12 protein-coding genes are annotated in these 14001 nt (G+C 72.2%); 9 read left to right on the top strand and 3 right to left on the bottom strand.

The features are described 5' to 3' along the window. Positions 1-202 precede the first annotated feature (202 nt). Positions 203-892, bottom strand: a complete 690-nt coding sequence (locus AB0K36_RS28455) for a lysophospholipid acyltransferase family protein (protein ID WP_208545507.1) — start codon at positions 890-892, stop codon at positions 203-205. Between the two features lie 222 nt (positions 893-1114). Between AB0K36_RS28455 and AB0K36_RS28450 the strand changes: the two genes are divergently transcribed. From AB0K36_RS28450 to AB0K36_RS28440, 3 genes are all read left to right on the top strand, one after another. Continuing rightward, a complete protein-coding gene (locus AB0K36_RS28450) occupies positions 1115-2272 on the top strand; it encodes a glycerophosphodiester phosphodiesterase (protein WP_364599778.1) in 1158 nt (385 codons plus the stop codon). A gap of 162 nt (positions 2273-2434) precedes the next feature. Next, positions 2435-2974: a sigma-70 RNA polymerase sigma factor region 4 domain-containing protein gene (locus AB0K36_RS28445; protein WP_364599776.1), complete on the top strand. Its 540-nt coding sequence runs from the start codon at positions 2435-2437 to the stop codon at positions 2972-2974. Positions 2975-3012: 38 nt separating this feature from the next. Next, entirely contained in the window at positions 3013-3516 is a 504-nt protein-coding gene (locus AB0K36_RS28440; protein WP_364599774.1) for a GNAT family N-acetyltransferase, read from the top strand. A gap of 36 nt (positions 3517-3552) precedes the next feature. Here the strand turns inward: AB0K36_RS28440 and AB0K36_RS28435 are convergent, their stop codons facing one another. Together AB0K36_RS28435 and AB0K36_RS28430 are read right to left on the bottom strand one after the other, a co-directional pair. Then, positions 3553-3969 carry a hypothetical protein gene (locus AB0K36_RS28435; RefSeq protein ID WP_364599772.1) on the bottom strand — a complete coding sequence of 139 codons (417 nt, stop codon included), beginning with the start codon at positions 3967-3969 and terminating at the stop codon, positions 3553-3555. 2 nt (positions 3970-3971) lie between these two features. Next, a complete protein-coding gene (locus tag AB0K36_RS28430) occupies positions 3972-4331 on the bottom strand; it encodes a hypothetical protein (RefSeq protein WP_189475087.1) in 360 nt (119 codons plus the stop codon). A gap of 634 nt (positions 4332-4965) precedes the next feature. Here AB0K36_RS28430 and AB0K36_RS28425 point away from each other — a divergent pair. The 6 genes from AB0K36_RS28425 to cobT all read left to right on the top strand — a co-directional run bounded on the left by AB0K36_RS28425 (position 4966) and on the right by cobT (position 13854). After that, positions 4966-6030 carry a methionine ABC transporter ATP-binding protein gene (locus tag AB0K36_RS28425; RefSeq protein ID WP_364599770.1) on the top strand — a complete coding sequence of 355 codons (1065 nt, stop codon included), beginning with the start codon at positions 4966-4968 and terminating at the stop codon, positions 6028-6030. After that, positions 6027-6698 carry a methionine ABC transporter permease gene (locus AB0K36_RS28420; RefSeq protein WP_005319667.1) on the top strand — a complete coding sequence of 224 codons (672 nt, stop codon included), beginning with the start codon at positions 6027-6029 and terminating at the stop codon, positions 6696-6698. The genes AB0K36_RS28425 and AB0K36_RS28420 overlap by 4 nt, the downstream gene beginning before the upstream one ends. 78 nt (positions 6699-6776) lie before the next feature. Continuing rightward, positions 6777-7631: a MetQ/NlpA family ABC transporter substrate-binding protein gene (locus AB0K36_RS28415; protein WP_364599768.1), complete on the top strand. Its 855-nt coding sequence runs from the start codon at positions 6777-6779 to the stop codon at positions 7629-7631. Positions 7632-7756: 125 nt separating this feature from the next. Then, positions 7757-8464 (top strand): GNAT family N-acetyltransferase, encoded by a 708-nt coding sequence (locus AB0K36_RS28410; RefSeq protein ID WP_435877950.1) that lies wholly within the window; start codon positions 7757-7759, stop codon positions 8462-8464. Between the two features lie 123 nt (positions 8465-8587). Further along, a complete protein-coding gene (cbiE, locus tag AB0K36_RS28405) occupies positions 8588-9841 on the top strand; it encodes a precorrin-6y C5,15-methyltransferase (decarboxylating) subunit CbiE (protein WP_364599766.1) in 1254 nt (417 codons plus the stop codon). A gap of 308 nt (positions 9842-10149) precedes the next feature. Beyond that, a complete protein-coding gene (gene cobT / locus AB0K36_RS28400) occupies positions 10150-13854 on the top strand; it encodes a nicotinate-nucleotide--dimethylbenzimidazole phosphoribosyltransferase (protein WP_364599764.1) in 3705 nt (1234 codons plus the stop codon). Positions 13855-14001: the final 147 nt, after the last annotated feature.

Genomic DNA, 14001 nt, shown 5'->3' with positions numbered 1-14001 from the left:
CGGCGGGGCTGACAAAGTCAGCCCGCCTGGGGGCACCTCCCACGGCCGCCAGGCCGTAGGGGGAGATTGAGGGCGCCGCCCGCAGGGCGGCACGGGGCCCGCAGAGCGGCACGGGACTCGGGGCCTGCCCCGGTTCGGGAAGGGGGTTCCCCACGGCCGCCAGGCCGTAGGGGGAGGGCCGGGAAACAGCCCCGCGCAGCGGCTACGCCGCCTTCGCCTTGGTCGCGTACATGTCCACGTACTCCTGCCCCGACAGCCGCATGACCTCCGACATGACCGAGTCCGTCACCGCCCGCAGCACATAGCGGTCACGGTCCATCCCCTCGTAGCGCGAGAACTCCATCGGCTCGCCGAAGCGGAGGGTGACCCGGCCGGGCCGGGGCAGGCCCGCGCCGCCGGGCTGGAGCTTGTCGGTGCCGATGACGGCGAACGGGACCACCGGCGCGCCGGTCATCAGGGTGAGGCGTGCGATGCCGGTACGGCCGCGGTAGAGGCGGCCGTCGGGGGAGCGGGTGCCCTCGGGGTAGATACCGAAGATCTTGCCCTCCTCCAGCACCCGGCGGCCCGTCATCAGTGCGGCCACGCCGCCGTTCGCGCCGTCGCGGTCGACCGGGATCATGCCGCAGCCGGTGAAGAACCAGGCCATGGCGCGGCCCTTGATGCCCTTGCCCGTGACGTACTCGTCCTTGCCGATGAAGTACACCGGGCGGTCGCAGACCAGCGGCAGGATCATGGAGTCGATGAAGGTGAGATGGTTCCCGGCGAGAATCACGGCCCCTGTCCCGGGGATGTTCTCCGCCCCTTCCACACGCGGGCGGAACATCAGGCGCAGGATCGGCCCGAGCACTGCCTTGATGAGCGTCAAGCGGGACAACGGGTCCTCCGGTGTCATGGGACGGGCGGTTATGACCGTGAAGTCTTTGCAGGTGAGGACGATACTCGCGGGTCACCCTCCCTCGCACATCGGGTTCACCGAGGAGATACGCAGTGTTGACGTGTGTTTCCGCCGTGTTCGTGCAGGGTCTGCCGCAGGTAAGAGGTAACTGCCTACCATCGGGCGTCGCTTGGCAGGTGCGGGACATCACACGCGGTACATCACATGGAGGAACGTTTCATGACACATGGCGCGAGCAGCAGTCCGGCGCGTCGGAGCGTGCTGGGAGCCGCGGTCCTCACCACCGCGGCCCTCGGGATCGGCGCGGGCGCGGCGCAGGCGGGTGAGCGCACCGGCGGTGTCCGCCCGTCCGGCGGGGACCGGGGCGGCCTGCCCGTCCCCACCGTGATCGCGCACCGCGGCGCCAGCGGATACCGGCCGGAGCACACCCTCGGCGCGTACCAGTTCGCCCTCGACATGGGCGCGCACGTCATCGAGCAGGACCTGGTGCCCACGAAGGACGGGCACCTTGTATGCCGTCATGAGAACGACATCACGGGCACGACCGATGTCGCCGCGCACCCCGAGTTCGCCTCTCGCCGGACCACCAAGTCGGTCGACGGCGTCAGCCTCACCGGCTGGTTCACCGAGGACTTCACGCTGGCCGAGCTGAAGACGCTGCGCGCCAAGGAGCGGATCCCGGGCACCCGCCAGGAGAACACCCTCTACGACGGCCGCTGGACGGTGCCCACCTTCGAGGAGGTGCTGCAGTGGGCCGAGAAGGAGGGCCGCCGCCGCGGCCGCCCCGTGTGGCTCTACGTCGAGACCAAGCACCCCACCTATTTCCGGAGCATCGGTCTCGGGCTGGAGGAGCGGCTGGCGAAGCTGCTGCGCCGGTACGGGCGGCACCGCGCGAACTCCCCGACGTTCCTCCAGTCCTTCGAGCCGACGAGCATGGAGCGCATGGCCCGCCTGGTGGGCACTCCGCGAGTCGTCCTGCTCTGGACCCCGGACGACCGCCCGTGGGACTTCCGCGAGTCGGGCGACCCGCGCACGGTGGCCGATCTGGTGAAGCCGGACGGCCTGGACTGGATCGCGGGTTTCGCCCAGGGGGTCGGCCCGCTGCTGGACCTCGTCATCCCCAAGGACGCGAACGGCCGGCTCACCGAGCCCACGACGCTGGTGCGGGACGCCCACGCGCGGGGCCTGGTCCTGCACCCGTACACGATGCGCAACGAGAACACCTTCCTGCCCGCCGACTTCCGGCGCGGCACCGATCCGAACGCGTACGGCGACGTCTTCGGGGCGTACAAGGCGTACTTCGCGACCGGAATCGACGGCATCTTCACCGACAACCCGGACACCGGCCTGCTGGCGGCGTCGGACTTCACCGCCTGACACCGGCCGTCCAGGGCGTCAACCTCCGGGGGCCTGCGGGTCCCCGGAGGTTGACGCCCCGTCACGGGCGCGGCACGGCACAGGGGTGCCGACGGCTCCCCGTACGGGTGATCGCGCCCGGGCCGGGCAACCACGGCCGGGCCCCGGGCCGTCCCGCCCGGCATGACCGTTCTCGAAGAGACCCCCACCTCCGGACAGGTCGTCGGCGCGCTCAAGGCGCTGGTGAGCGCGGAGGCGACGGCGGAAGCGCCCGGCGCCGCCATGGAAGCCGGCGACCTCGAACAGGCCGTGTGGGTACGGCTCCTGGAGCGCCTCGGCGACGGCGGTCCGCCGCCCGACGCGGCCCGCTGGGTCAGGGCGGCCGTACGGGCGGAGGCCCGCCGCGCCCGCCGGACGGCCGCACGCGAACTCCCCTACCGCCACGAGCCCTCCACCGACCCCACGGGCGGCCCCGAGCGCGCCGCGCTGCTGGGCGAACGGCGCCGGGTGCTGCGGGCCGCCGTCGCCCGCACCCCCGGGAACTGCCCCCGTCTGCTGACTGCGATGTTGTCGCCGCACGACCCCACCTACCGGGAAATCGCAGGGACGTTGGGTATCTCACAAGGAAGTCTGGGGCCGATGCGTTCCCGTTGCCTGGGATGTCTGCGCAGAATGCTCGCGGCAGAGGTTGCAGCTCCTGAACATCGGGGAAAGGAGCGGTAGACAACCGGCGGTGACAGGTGAGCGGGAGGCGTGCGCACATGGGCATGAGCGTGACCATCTCGGCGGCGGCGGAGACCGACGCGGAGCACATCCTCAAGCTGCAGTATCTGTGCTATCAGACCGAGGCCGAGCTCTACGGCGACTACGGCATCGAGCCCCTGACCCAGTCGCTCGCCGACCTCCGCGCCGAGATCACCCAGGGGCCGGCGCTCGTGGCCAGGCTCGGTGACGAGGTCGTCGCCTCCGTGCGCGCGAGCATCGACGCCACGGGGACGGCCCGGATCACCAAGCTCATCGTCCACCCGCGGATGCAGCGCCACGGTCTGGGCGGCAGGCTGCTCGACGCGATCGAGGCGCGCTTCGCCGGGGACCCGGCCGCCAAGCGGTTCCAGCTGTTCACCGGCCACCGCAGCGAGAGCAATCTGCGGCTGTACCGCAGCAGGGGATACGTCCCGGTCTCCCGCGAGGAGGTCGGCCCGCGGCTGACGTTGGTCACCCTGGAGAAGGAGACCTCCGCCGGCGCGTACGTCGCCAGCGCCTGACGCCCTCCGGACCGCTCCGCTCCGTCCCGCCGTACGTCAGCCGCGTGCGCGGCGCAGCCAGAGCATCCCGGTGACCGGAAGCAGCACCGGGATGAAGACGTAGCCCATCCCGTACTCGGACCACACGGTCGAGTCGGGGAACGCCGACGGGTCGAGGACCGTCCACGTCCCGACGATCAGGACGCCCGCCAGCTCGGCGGCGCAACACACCAGCGCCGCCTTGCGGGCCGTCTCGCCGCCCCGGACCAGCGTGTAGGTGATGAACGCGTACACGACGGCGGCGACGGCCGAGAGCACATGGGCGAGCGGTGCGCTGCCGAAGTCGGTGAGGATCTGGTAGACGGAGCGGGACACGGCGCCGACGGACATCACGCCGTAGAGCCAGACCAGCAGCAGTCCCGGGCCCGCGACCAGCTTCGCCGGCCGGTTCACGTCCGTGGTGGGCTCGGCCATCGTCAGCCTCCCCAGATGTCGTGGAGCCGCACCTCGAGCACCGCCAGCACCACCGCGCCGGCCGCCACCGTCGCGGAGCCCCAGCGGGTCCGCTCCGCCAGCGAGAGAAAACCGGCCGCCGGTACCGCGAGGGCCGAACCGATCAGGTACGACACGAAGATCGCGGTGCCCTCCGAGGCCTCGTCGCCCTGCGCCAGCCGGACGATTCCCACGACGAGCTGTGCCAACGCCAGCACCGTCACCACGGCCATGCCGATGAAGTGCCAGTCCTTGGTGGGCTGGTCCTTGTAGGCGGCGAAACCGCACCAGGCGGCGAGGGCGAGCGCGGTCACACCGACCACGACCGTCAGGGCGTCGAGCATGGGCTCGAGGGTATTACGGGCCGAAGGCCGCGATGCGCCCGGCCCCCGGCGGCGGCCGGCAGGGCACCCGCCGGCGGTGGCCCGCTCACGGGCGTGCGGCCGGCGCCCCCGGCCGTGGTCTTGACCACAGCCGAGGACCCCCACGGCCCCTCTTCCGACGTGCGGACCACGGGCACGGGCACCGTGTCCGTGCAGGTCACGGCCCGGGAAGCCGGCCTCGCCGGGACCGGGCGCGGAGATCACCGCGGCGGATCGGGGCGTCCACATAGTGCAACCAGGGTGTCCGCTATACGGACAGTCCCGGGCCGGGCGCCTGCCCGTCTGTTTTACTTGCAGCCATGACCACGACGAGCAGCCGCATCCTTGCGACCGAGGCGAACACGACGCCCGGTGCTCGCCGCATGTGTCGAATGTGCGCCATCTGAGGGCCCCTGCCTGAGCCTCGCGCCCCGAAGCGAGACCGACAGCCGCGCCGCGTCCGAACGTCCCCGGAGATCAGGAACGCCTCGGACCGAGCCTGCCCCGCGCACGCGTTGCCCCGGCCACCAGCCGAACCAGCCGTGCCGCGTCGGAACCGAAATGCCCCGTGCCCGGCGGACACCTCGCCGTGCACTCGACAGTGACGGATACCCCTGTGATCACCACTACGGGCCTTACCAAGGTCTACCAGTCGCGAGGCGGCCGCGAGGTCACCGCTCTGGACGGCGTCGACCTGCACGTCCGTGAAGGCGAGGTCTTCGGCGTCATCGGCCAGAGCGGCGCCGGCAAGTCCTCGCTGATCCGCTGCGTCAATCTCCTCGAGCGCCCCACCTCCGGCACCGTGACGGTCGCCGGAACGGATCTCACCGCCCTCGCCGGCCGCGGGCGGCGTGCCTCCAAGGAACTGCGCGAGGCGCGCAGCCGCATCGGCATGGTCTTCCAGCACTTCAACCTGCTGTCCTCGCGCACCGTCAAGGACAACGTCGAACTGCCCCTGGAGATCCTCGGCGTCCCCGGCGCCCAGCGCTCCCGCAAGGCCCTGGAACTGCTCGACCTGGTGGGTCTCGCCGACAAGGCCAAGGCCTACCCGGCTCAGCTCTCCGGAGGTCAGAAGCAGCGCGTCGGTATCGCCCGTGCCCTCGCCGGCGACCCCAAGGTGCTGCTCTCCGACGAGGCGACCAGCGCCCTCGACCCCGAGACCACCCGCTCGATCCTCCAGCTGCTGCGCGACCTCAACCGGCAGCTCGGCCTCACCGTGCTGCTGATCACGCACGAGATGGACGTCGTCAAGACGATCTGCGACTCGGCCGCGCTGATGAAGAAGGGGAAGATCATCGAATCCGGAACGGTGAGCGAACTGCTCGCCACCCCAGGCTCCGAGCTCGCCCGCGAGCTCTTCCCGGTGGGCGGCGACGCCTCGGGCCCCGGCCGCACCGTCATCGACGTCACCTTCCACGGCGAGGCCGCCACCCAGCCGGTCATCTCCCAGCTCTCGCGCACGTACAACATCGACATCTCGATCCTCGGCGCGGCGATGGACACCGTCGGCGGCAAGCAGATCGGCCGCATGCGCATCGAACTCCCCGGCCGCTACGAGGAGAACGTCGTCCCCGTCGGCTTCCTGCGCGAGCAGGGGCTCCAGGTCGAGGTCGTCGGCCCCGGACCCGCGCACGTCCCGGCGCAGCACGCCCCCGAGCCGGTCAAGGAGGTCGCGAAGTGACCTGGTCCGAGATGCAGCCCCTGCTCAGCCAGGGCACCTTCGACACCCTCTACATGGTGCTCTGGTCCACCCTCGTCACTGTCGCCGGGGGCCTGCCGCTCGGCGTGCTCCTCGTCCTCACCGACAAGGGCGGACTGCTGCAGAACACCCCGGTGAACAAGGTCGTCGGCGTGATCGTGAACATCGGCCGCTCGCTGCCGTTCATCATCCTGCTGATCGCCCTGATCCCCTTCACCACCCTCGTCGTCGGCACCTTCATCGGCCCCACCGCGATGATCGTGCCGCTCGCCGTCGGCGCCATCCCCTTCTTCGCGCGCCTCGTCGAGACGGCGATCCGCGAGGTCGACCACGGGCTCGTCGAGGCGGTCCAGTCCATGGGCGGCTCCATTCCCACCATCGTGCGCAAGGTGCTGCTCCCGCAGGCCCTGCCCTCGCTCGTCTCCGCCGTCACCACCACCGTGATCGTCCTCGTCGGTTACTCCGCGATGGCCGGCGCGGTCGGCGGCGAAGGCCTCGGATCCAAGGCCGTCACCTATGGATTCCAGCGCTTCGAGACGCAGTTCATGCTCATCACGGTCGTGATCCTCATCGCCATCGTCACCGTCGTCCAGCTCATCGGCGACGGAGCCGTACGGCTGCTGGCCCGACGGGGCCGCGCCGCGGGCTGAACCCCCTGAACCTTTCTCCCCACACAGCCCGCACTCCTTGTCCGGGCGTTGTTCCACCACCAGAAAGAGGCACTCTTCGTGCGTAAGAACATCAAGCTCACCGCGGCCGCCGCCGCCACCGCCGCCCTCGGCCTCACCGCCTGCGGCACGGCCTCCGACCCGGGAGCCAAGGCCGACTCCGGCGGCAAGGCCGACGAGTCCAAGGCGCTCGTCGTCGCGGCGTCCCCGACGCCGCACGCCGACATCCTGAACTACGTGAAGGACAAGCTGGCGAAGAAGGAAGGCCTCACCCTCGAGGTCAAGGAGTTCACGGACTACGTCCTGCCGAACACCGCCACCCAGCAGGGCCAGGTCGACGCCAACTTCTTCCAGCACAAGCCGTACCTGGACGACTTCAACAAGAAGAACAAGACGACCATCGTGCCGGTCGTCGATGTCCACCTCGAGCCCCTCGGCCTCTACTCCAAGAAGGTCAAGGACCTCAAGGACATCAAGGCCGGCCAGACGATCGCCGTCCCCAACGACACCACCAACGAAGGCCGCGCGCTGGCGCTGCTCGCCGACAACGGCCTGATCACCCTCAAGGACGGCGCCGGCACCGACGCCAAGCTCTCCGACATCGCCGACGCCAAGGGCCTGAAGTTCAAGGAGCTCGAGGCGGCGACGCTGCCCCGCGCCCTGAACGACGTCGACGCCGCCGTCATCAACGGCAACTACGCCATCGAGGCCGACCTCAAGCCCGCCCAGGACTCCCTGGCCCTCGAGAAGGCCGAAGGCAACCCGTACGCCAACTTCCTCGCCGTCAAGGAGGGCAACGAGGACGACGCCCGCGTGCAGAAGCTCGCGAAGCTCCTCAACTCGCCCGAGGTGAAGAAGTACATCGAGGACAAGTACGACGGTTCCGTCGTCGCCGCCTTCGGCGCCGAGGGCTGAGACCCCACGCACCGTCAAGTGACGCTCAAGAGCAGCCACTTGACTCCGGCCCCGTGCACCTACCAAGGTGCGCGGGGCCGCCTCGTACGGACACCCGGCCATGCACGGCCCGCACCCGATGTTGCATGCTGTGCCTTTACGGCCAATACGCCGTCAGGTTCGACCCGTACACGACAGTCTTCGGCATGGAGCTGCGCATGACTACCACCTTCCCGGACGTGTCCATCAGCACGGAGCGGTTGGTGCTGCGCCCCTACGAGGACGCCGACATCGCGGCCCACACCGAGATGATGAACGACGAGATGGTCACCGCCTGGACCTCCGTGCCCCACCCCTACACGGCGGCCGACTCCGAGGCCTGGGTGCGCAGGATCGCTCCTGCGGAGCGCACGGAAGGCCGCGGCATCGTGCTCGCCGTCACCGAGTTCCTCACCCAGCGGCTCGTCGGCGTCGTGCACCTGCAGAACACCAACTGGCGCACCCTCTCCACCGAGGTCTCCTACGTCACGGCTCCCTGGGCGCGCGGCGAGGGCTACGCGACCGAGTCCGTGCTCGCCGTGGCCCAGTGGCTGTTCCGCAACCAGAAGTTCGAGCGCATGGAACTGCGCACCGCCGCCGACAACACCGCCTCCCAGCAGGTGGCGCAGAAGATCGGCTGCATCAGCGAAGGCGTCCTGCGCAACGCCTGGATAGCGCGCACCCGGCCCGACGACGGCTCCGGCGCCTGGGTGGACATCCGCACCGACCTCATCGTCTGGAGCCTCCTCCCGGAGGACCTCGAGGCCGACCGCCTCGCGGAGGCGGGCTACGCCTCCTACACCGACTGGAACTGACCCTCCCGGGCGGGAACGACGCCCCTCCCGAGGGCCGCCCGACAGGTCCGCCAGGTACCCTCACGTGCGACACGTACCCGCGGAACTGCTCCGACCTGCGACAACCCCAGGAGACTGACGACGATGGCCGACCGGGTCACGGTGATCGGCTGGGACGGTTCGCCACTCACCCGAGCGGCCAGGTCCGCCCTCTCCGCGGCCACCCTGGTCGCCGGCGCCGCCCATCATCTCGCGCTGCCCGAGGTACCGCCCGGCGCCGAGCGCATCCGCCTCGGCAGCGTCGGCCTCGCCGCCCGGCGGATCGCCGGACACCGCGGCAGCCCCGTCGTCCTCGCCGACGGCGACCCCGGCCTCTTCGGCGTCGTACGCACCCTGCGCGCGCCCGAGTACGGCCTCGAGGTGGAGGTCGTCCCCGCCGTCTCCTCCGTGGCGGCCGCCTTCGCCAGGGCCGGCATGCCGTGGGACGACGCCCAGATCGTCGTCGCACACCGCCGTACGCTGCGCCGGGCCGTCAATGTGTGCCGCGCGTACCCCAAGGTCGCGGTCCTCACCTCCCCGGGCGCCGGCCCCGCCGAACTCGCGCTGCTGCTCGACGGCATCCACCGCACCTTCGTCATCTGCGAGGAACTGGGCACGGACCGCGAACAGGTCACCGTCCTCACCTCCGACAAGGTCGCCGACCACATGTGGCGCGACCCCAATGTCGTCATCGTCATCGGCGGCCCCGCCGGCCCCGCCCCCCTCACCGGGACCGGCGGCTGGATCGCCGGACGGGATCCCGGCTACCCCCCGGCCGTCCGCGGCTGGGCCCTGCCGCCCACCACCGAGGCGCCCACACGCGGCGAAGGCGAGTTCGCGGGACTACGGGCCGCACAGTTGGCCCGGCTCGGGCCCCGCACCGGCGACCTCGTGTGGGACATCGGCTCCGGCAGCGGCGCACTCGCCGCGGAGGCGGGGCGGTTCGGCGCGGCGGTGATCGCCGTCGACAACGACCCCGAGGCCTGCCGCCGCACCGAGGCGGCGGCCAGGCGCCTCGGCGTCCAGCTCCAGGTGGTGCAGGGGCGGGCGCCGCATGTTCTCGAACGGCTGCCCGAGCCCGATGTCGTACGGATCGGCGGCGGGGGAGTACCGGTCGTCACGGCCGTCGCCGACCGCAGGCCGCAGCGCATCGTCACCCACGCTTCCACCCGGGACGAGGCGGAGGCGATCGGCGCGGCGCTCGCCGCCGGCGGATACAGCGTCGAATGCGCCCTCCTCCAGTCCGTCGAGCTGGACACGTCCGACTGGTCGGAACGGGAACGCTGCGTGGTCTTCCTGCTGTGCGGAAGGCAGCCCGACCCTCGCCCCCGGCCCCCCTCGACGGACGGTCCGGGGTAGGCTGGCCGATTGTTGTACCGCAGCCGGACGTTCGTCGCTTCGTTCGTCAATGTCCGGAAAAGGGAGCCACTTTGGTTCCCGTATGTGGTACGTCGATACCGGGGGGTCGCGCGACGTGGCGCAGCCCACAGCGAACCGCGGCGGATCTTGCTGCCGCAGTGGCGAACGACCGCGACAATGCTTTGGTCCGTGGGTCGATCGTGCCGCGCGGCGCACACGCTCGTTCTTGTTCAAGGGCGTCAGGTGTGCCGCTGTCGGACGCCCCGGGCGAAGGGCGAAGGAGCAACCGATGGGCGAGGGGTACGCGCATGACTGACACCGGCCAGATCCCGGGCGAGGGGCTGCCGGAGGACGCAGGCATGGTGGAGCAGCCGGGCGTCCCCGCTCCCGGCACGTACACCTTCCTCGAACCCTCCGAGAACAGCCCGGAAGAGGACGACCTTCTGCTGATGCCCGGCGCACAGGGTGCGTGGAGCGATTCCCATCAGCACGCGCCCACGGCCCAGGCGGCGCCCGTCGCCGACCAGTACGCGGCCGCGCCCGCACCGGTGACGGCGCACCAGGACGCGACGACGCAGCACCACAGCGGCGAGTACCAGGTGGACTACGCCGCCGCCGGTTACCAGGCACAGGACTACGCGGCCGCCCCGGCCGTGCACGGAGTCGAGCAGGCCGCGCCCGCCCCGGCCGGCGCGGCGTACGCGGAGCAGCCGGCGGTGCAGAACGCCGCGGCGCCCGCGCCGGCGTTCGTCGAGGTGACCCCGGCGGCCCAGGCGGCCGACGCAACGCCGCCGCAGGAGCCGCAGTTCCACGAGGTCCGTTCCCCGGAGCCGCAGGAACAGGGCTTCCAGCCGCACGACCCCCAGCAGGTCCAGGGACAGGCGATGGCTCAGGCGCAGGCCGGGGTGCAGGCGCAGGAAGCCGCCGCGCAGGAGCCGTTGGCGCAGGTGCAGGGCACCATGTCCGTCGTCCCCGGCGTGGCGCCGGCAGGTCCGGAGGCCGTCGCGGCAGAGGCGGGCTCCGTCGCCGGGCACGCGGCCCCCGTCGCGCAGGAGGCGCCCGCCGCACAGCAGGAACAGATCGCCGCTGCGCAGGAGCGCGGTGCCCACGAGGCGGGCGGCCGTGATTCCGGGGCCGTCGACCTCGGCGCCGTACGGACTCCCGCCGCCGCCACCTCCGCCATGCCGACGCCCGCGCGCCGGCCGCTCCACATGGGTCCGCCCGTGCCCGACACCTCGAGCGGCGTGGTCCGGTCGCTCGCCGACCGCGGCCCGGCCGGTACGCCACCGCACCCGATGGTTGTCCGCCCGGCCGCGGCGCAGTCCGCCGCCACCGGCGTGGAGTACCTCGACGTGCCGCGTGAGGAGCCCGCCGCCGAGCTGCCCGGACCGCAGCTCGGTGAGATCCCTCCGCAGGCCGGGGCCCCGTGGGACCCGCAGCCGCCGCAGAACCAGCCGCCCGTCGCCGCGCAGGCGGCGCCCGCAGAAACGGTCGTCCCGTCGGACGCGGCTGCCGAACCGGCGAACGCGGAAGCCACCGTGCCCGCGCCCCGGACCGGCGACTCCGAGCAGCAGCCCGCCGCGGAGGCGGAGCCGGCCGTGGCGCCCGAGCCCGCCGAGCCGCAGCCGCAGCCGCAGCCCGAGGCCGAGGCCGACGTCGCGAACCAGGCCGTCGTGCAGGAGCCCGCGCCCGAGGCCGTCGAGCCCGCCGCGCCCGAGGCCGCCGCGCCCGAGGCCGCCGTGCAGGAAGCCGTGACCGAGCCGGCCGCCGAACAGCCTGCCGTCGAGCCCGCGGCCACCGCGCAGGTCCCGGCTCCGGAGGCGGCGGGCGGCGCGCCGGAGGCCCCGCAGGCCCCGGCTCCCGCAGTCGTGCCCGAGCCCGAGCCGGTGGCCGTCGCGTCCGAGACCGTCGAGGCCGTCGAGGCCGCCGCGGAGACGGACGAGCCCTCGGCGGACGTCACGACCGCGGCCGTGGAAGCACCGGAACCCGGCGACGGGTCCGCCCCGGCCGCCCCGTCCGAAGAAGCGGCCACCGCACCGGCCCCCGAAGCTCCTCGGACCGAAGTCCCGCAGACCGAAGCCCCCGAGGCCGAAGTCCCGCAGGACGAAGCTCCGCAGGCCCACGCCCCTGAGCCCGAGGCCCCGCACGAGGACGCCCCGCAGGACGACGTGAACGCGGCCCCCGGCCCGTCGGCGGGGTCCGCCGCGGACGACGCCGCCCCGGCCGCCGCGGAGGCGCCCGACGAGGGTGAGTCGCCCGAGCCGCAGCCCGCCGCCCCGACGGCACCCGCACCCGGCTACGACGACGCCGAACGCGAGGCCGTCCTGCGCGTGATGCGCGAACGCCGCGACATCCGCAACGGCTTCCGCAGCGACCCCATCCCGCACGAGGTCCTCCTCAGGGTCCTCGAAGCGGCGCACACCGCGCCCAGCGTCGGCCACTCCCAGCCCTGGGACTTCGTCGTCATCCGCTCCGCTGAGACCCGCCGCACCATGCACGAACTGGCGCAGCGTCAGCGTGAGGCGTACGCCAAGTCGCTGCCCAAGGGCCGGGCCAAGCAGTTCAAGGAACTGAAGATCGAGGCCATCCTCGACACCCCGGTGAACATCGTCGTCACCGCCGACCCCACCCGCGGCGGCCGTCACACCCTCGGCCGGCACACCCAGCCGCAGATGGCGCCCTACTCGTCCGCCCTGGCCGTGGAGAACCTGTGGCTCGCGGCCCGCGCCGAGGGCCTCGGCGTCGGCTGGGTCTCCTTCTTCGACGAGCGCGAGATGGTGCGCACGCTCGGCCTGCCCGAGCACCTCGAGGTCGTCGCCTACCTCTGCGTGGGGTACGTCGACGAGTTCCCGGAGGAGCCCGAGCTGATGCAGGCGGGCTGGTCCAAGCGCCGTCCCCTGTCCTGGGTCGTGCACGAGGAGACCTACGGCCGCCGTGCGCTGCCCGGGGAGGAGCCGCACGACCTGCTGCAGGAGACCGTCACCAACATCCGCCCGCTCGACGCCAAGGCGCTCGGCGAGGCATGGGAACGCCAGAAGCGGATGACCAAGCCCTCCGGTGCCCTCGGCATGCTGGAGATCATCTCCGCGCAGCTCTCCGGCCTCTCCCGGATGTGCCCGCCGCCGATCCCCGAGCCCGCTGCCGTCGCGATCTTCGCCGGCGACCACGGTGTGCACGCCCAGGGCGTCACGGCCTGGCCGCAGGAGGTCACGGGGCAGATGGTGGCCAACTTCCTCGGCGGCGGGGCGGTCTGCAACGCCTTCGCGAACCAGGTCGGCGCCGAGGTCTGCGTCATCGACGTCGGCGTGGCCTCCGACCTGCCGGCCACCCCCGGTCTGCTGCCCCGCAAGGTGCGGCCCGGCACCGCCGACTTCACCACCGGTCCCGCCCTGACCCGCGAGGAGGTCCTCTCCGCGATCGAGGTCGGCATCGAGACCGCCCGCGACCTGGTGGCCGCCGGCAACAAGGCGCTCCTGACCGGTGAGATGGGCATCGCCAACACCACCGCGTCCGCGGCCCTCATCTCCGTCTACACGGGCGCCGACCCGTCGGAGATCACCGGGCGCGGCACGGGCATCAACGACGAGATGCACGCCCGCAAGGTCGACGTCGTCCGCCGTGCCCTCGAGCTCCACCAGCCCGACCCGGCGGACCCGATCGGTGTCCTGGCGGCCGTCGGCGGCCTCGAGCACTGCGCGCTCGTCGGACTGATCCTCGGCGGCGCCTCCCTGCGGACCCCGGTCATCCTCGACGGTGTCAGCACGGGCGCGGCGGCCCTGGTCGCGCGCGCCGTCGCACCCGAGGCGCTGGCCGCCTGCATCGCGGGCCACCGCAGTGCGGAGCCCGGCCATGTGGCCGCCCTCAACAAGCTGGGTCTGCGCCCGCTGGTCGACCTGGACCTCCGCCTCGGCGAGGGCACGGGCGCCCTGCTGGCGCTCCCGGTGGTCCAGAGCGCCGCCCGGGCGATGCACGAGGTGGCGACCTTCGACTCGGCAGGCGTCACGGAGAAGTAGTCCGGGGCCGGCGCGTCCGGCTCCGCGCATCCGGTCCGCAACAGGCCGGATGCGCGGGGGCCGCAGGCGCCGGAGGCAACCGTTCCGCAACGGTCCGGCCCGCTCCCCGTACCGGGGCCGTATCGTGTTCGCCAGGACCCTCACCCG

The sequence above is a fragment of the Streptomyces kurssanovii genome (genome assembly GCF_040677245.1).
In the GTDB taxonomy this organism is placed as follows: Bacteria; Actinomycetota; Actinomycetes; order Streptomycetales; family Streptomycetaceae; genus Streptomyces; species Streptomyces kurssanovii.
Note: the sequence above shows the minus strand (reverse complement) of the source record. Positions and strands in the feature narration are given on the sequence as shown.

What these genes read in the sequence shown, in the direction of transcription:
- AB0K36_RS28445 (WP_364599776.1), top strand. Translation starts at nt 2,435, where the DNA reads ATGACCGTTCTCGAAGAGACCCCCACCTCCGGACAGGTCGTCGGCGCG.
- cbiE (WP_364599766.1), top strand. Translation starts at nt 8,588, where the DNA reads ATGGCCGACCGGGTCACGGTGATCGGCTGGGACGGTTCGCCACTCACC.
- AB0K36_RS28455 (WP_208545507.1), bottom strand. Translation starts at nt 892, where the DNA reads ATGACACCGGAGGACCCGTTGTCCCGCTTGACGCTCATCAAGGCAGTG.
- AB0K36_RS28430 (WP_189475087.1), bottom strand. Translation starts at nt 4,331, where the DNA reads ATGCTCGACGCCCTGACGGTCGTGGTCGGTGTGACCGCGCTCGCCCTC.
- cobT (WP_364599764.1), top strand. Translation starts at nt 10,150, where the DNA reads ATGACTGACACCGGCCAGATCCCGGGCGAGGGGCTGCCGGAGGACGCA.
- AB0K36_RS28410 (WP_435877950.1), top strand. Translation starts at nt 7,757, where the DNA reads ATGCTGTGCCTTTACGGCCAATACGCCGTCAGGTTCGACCCGTACACG.
- AB0K36_RS28435 (WP_364599772.1), bottom strand. Translation starts at nt 3,969, where the DNA reads ATGGCCGAGCCCACCACGGACGTGAACCGGCCGGCGAAGCTGGTCGCG.
- AB0K36_RS28440 (WP_364599774.1), top strand. Translation starts at nt 3,013, where the DNA reads ATGGGCATGAGCGTGACCATCTCGGCGGCGGCGGAGACCGACGCGGAG.
- AB0K36_RS28450 (WP_364599778.1), top strand. Translation starts at nt 1,115, where the DNA reads ATGACACATGGCGCGAGCAGCAGTCCGGCGCGTCGGAGCGTGCTGGGA.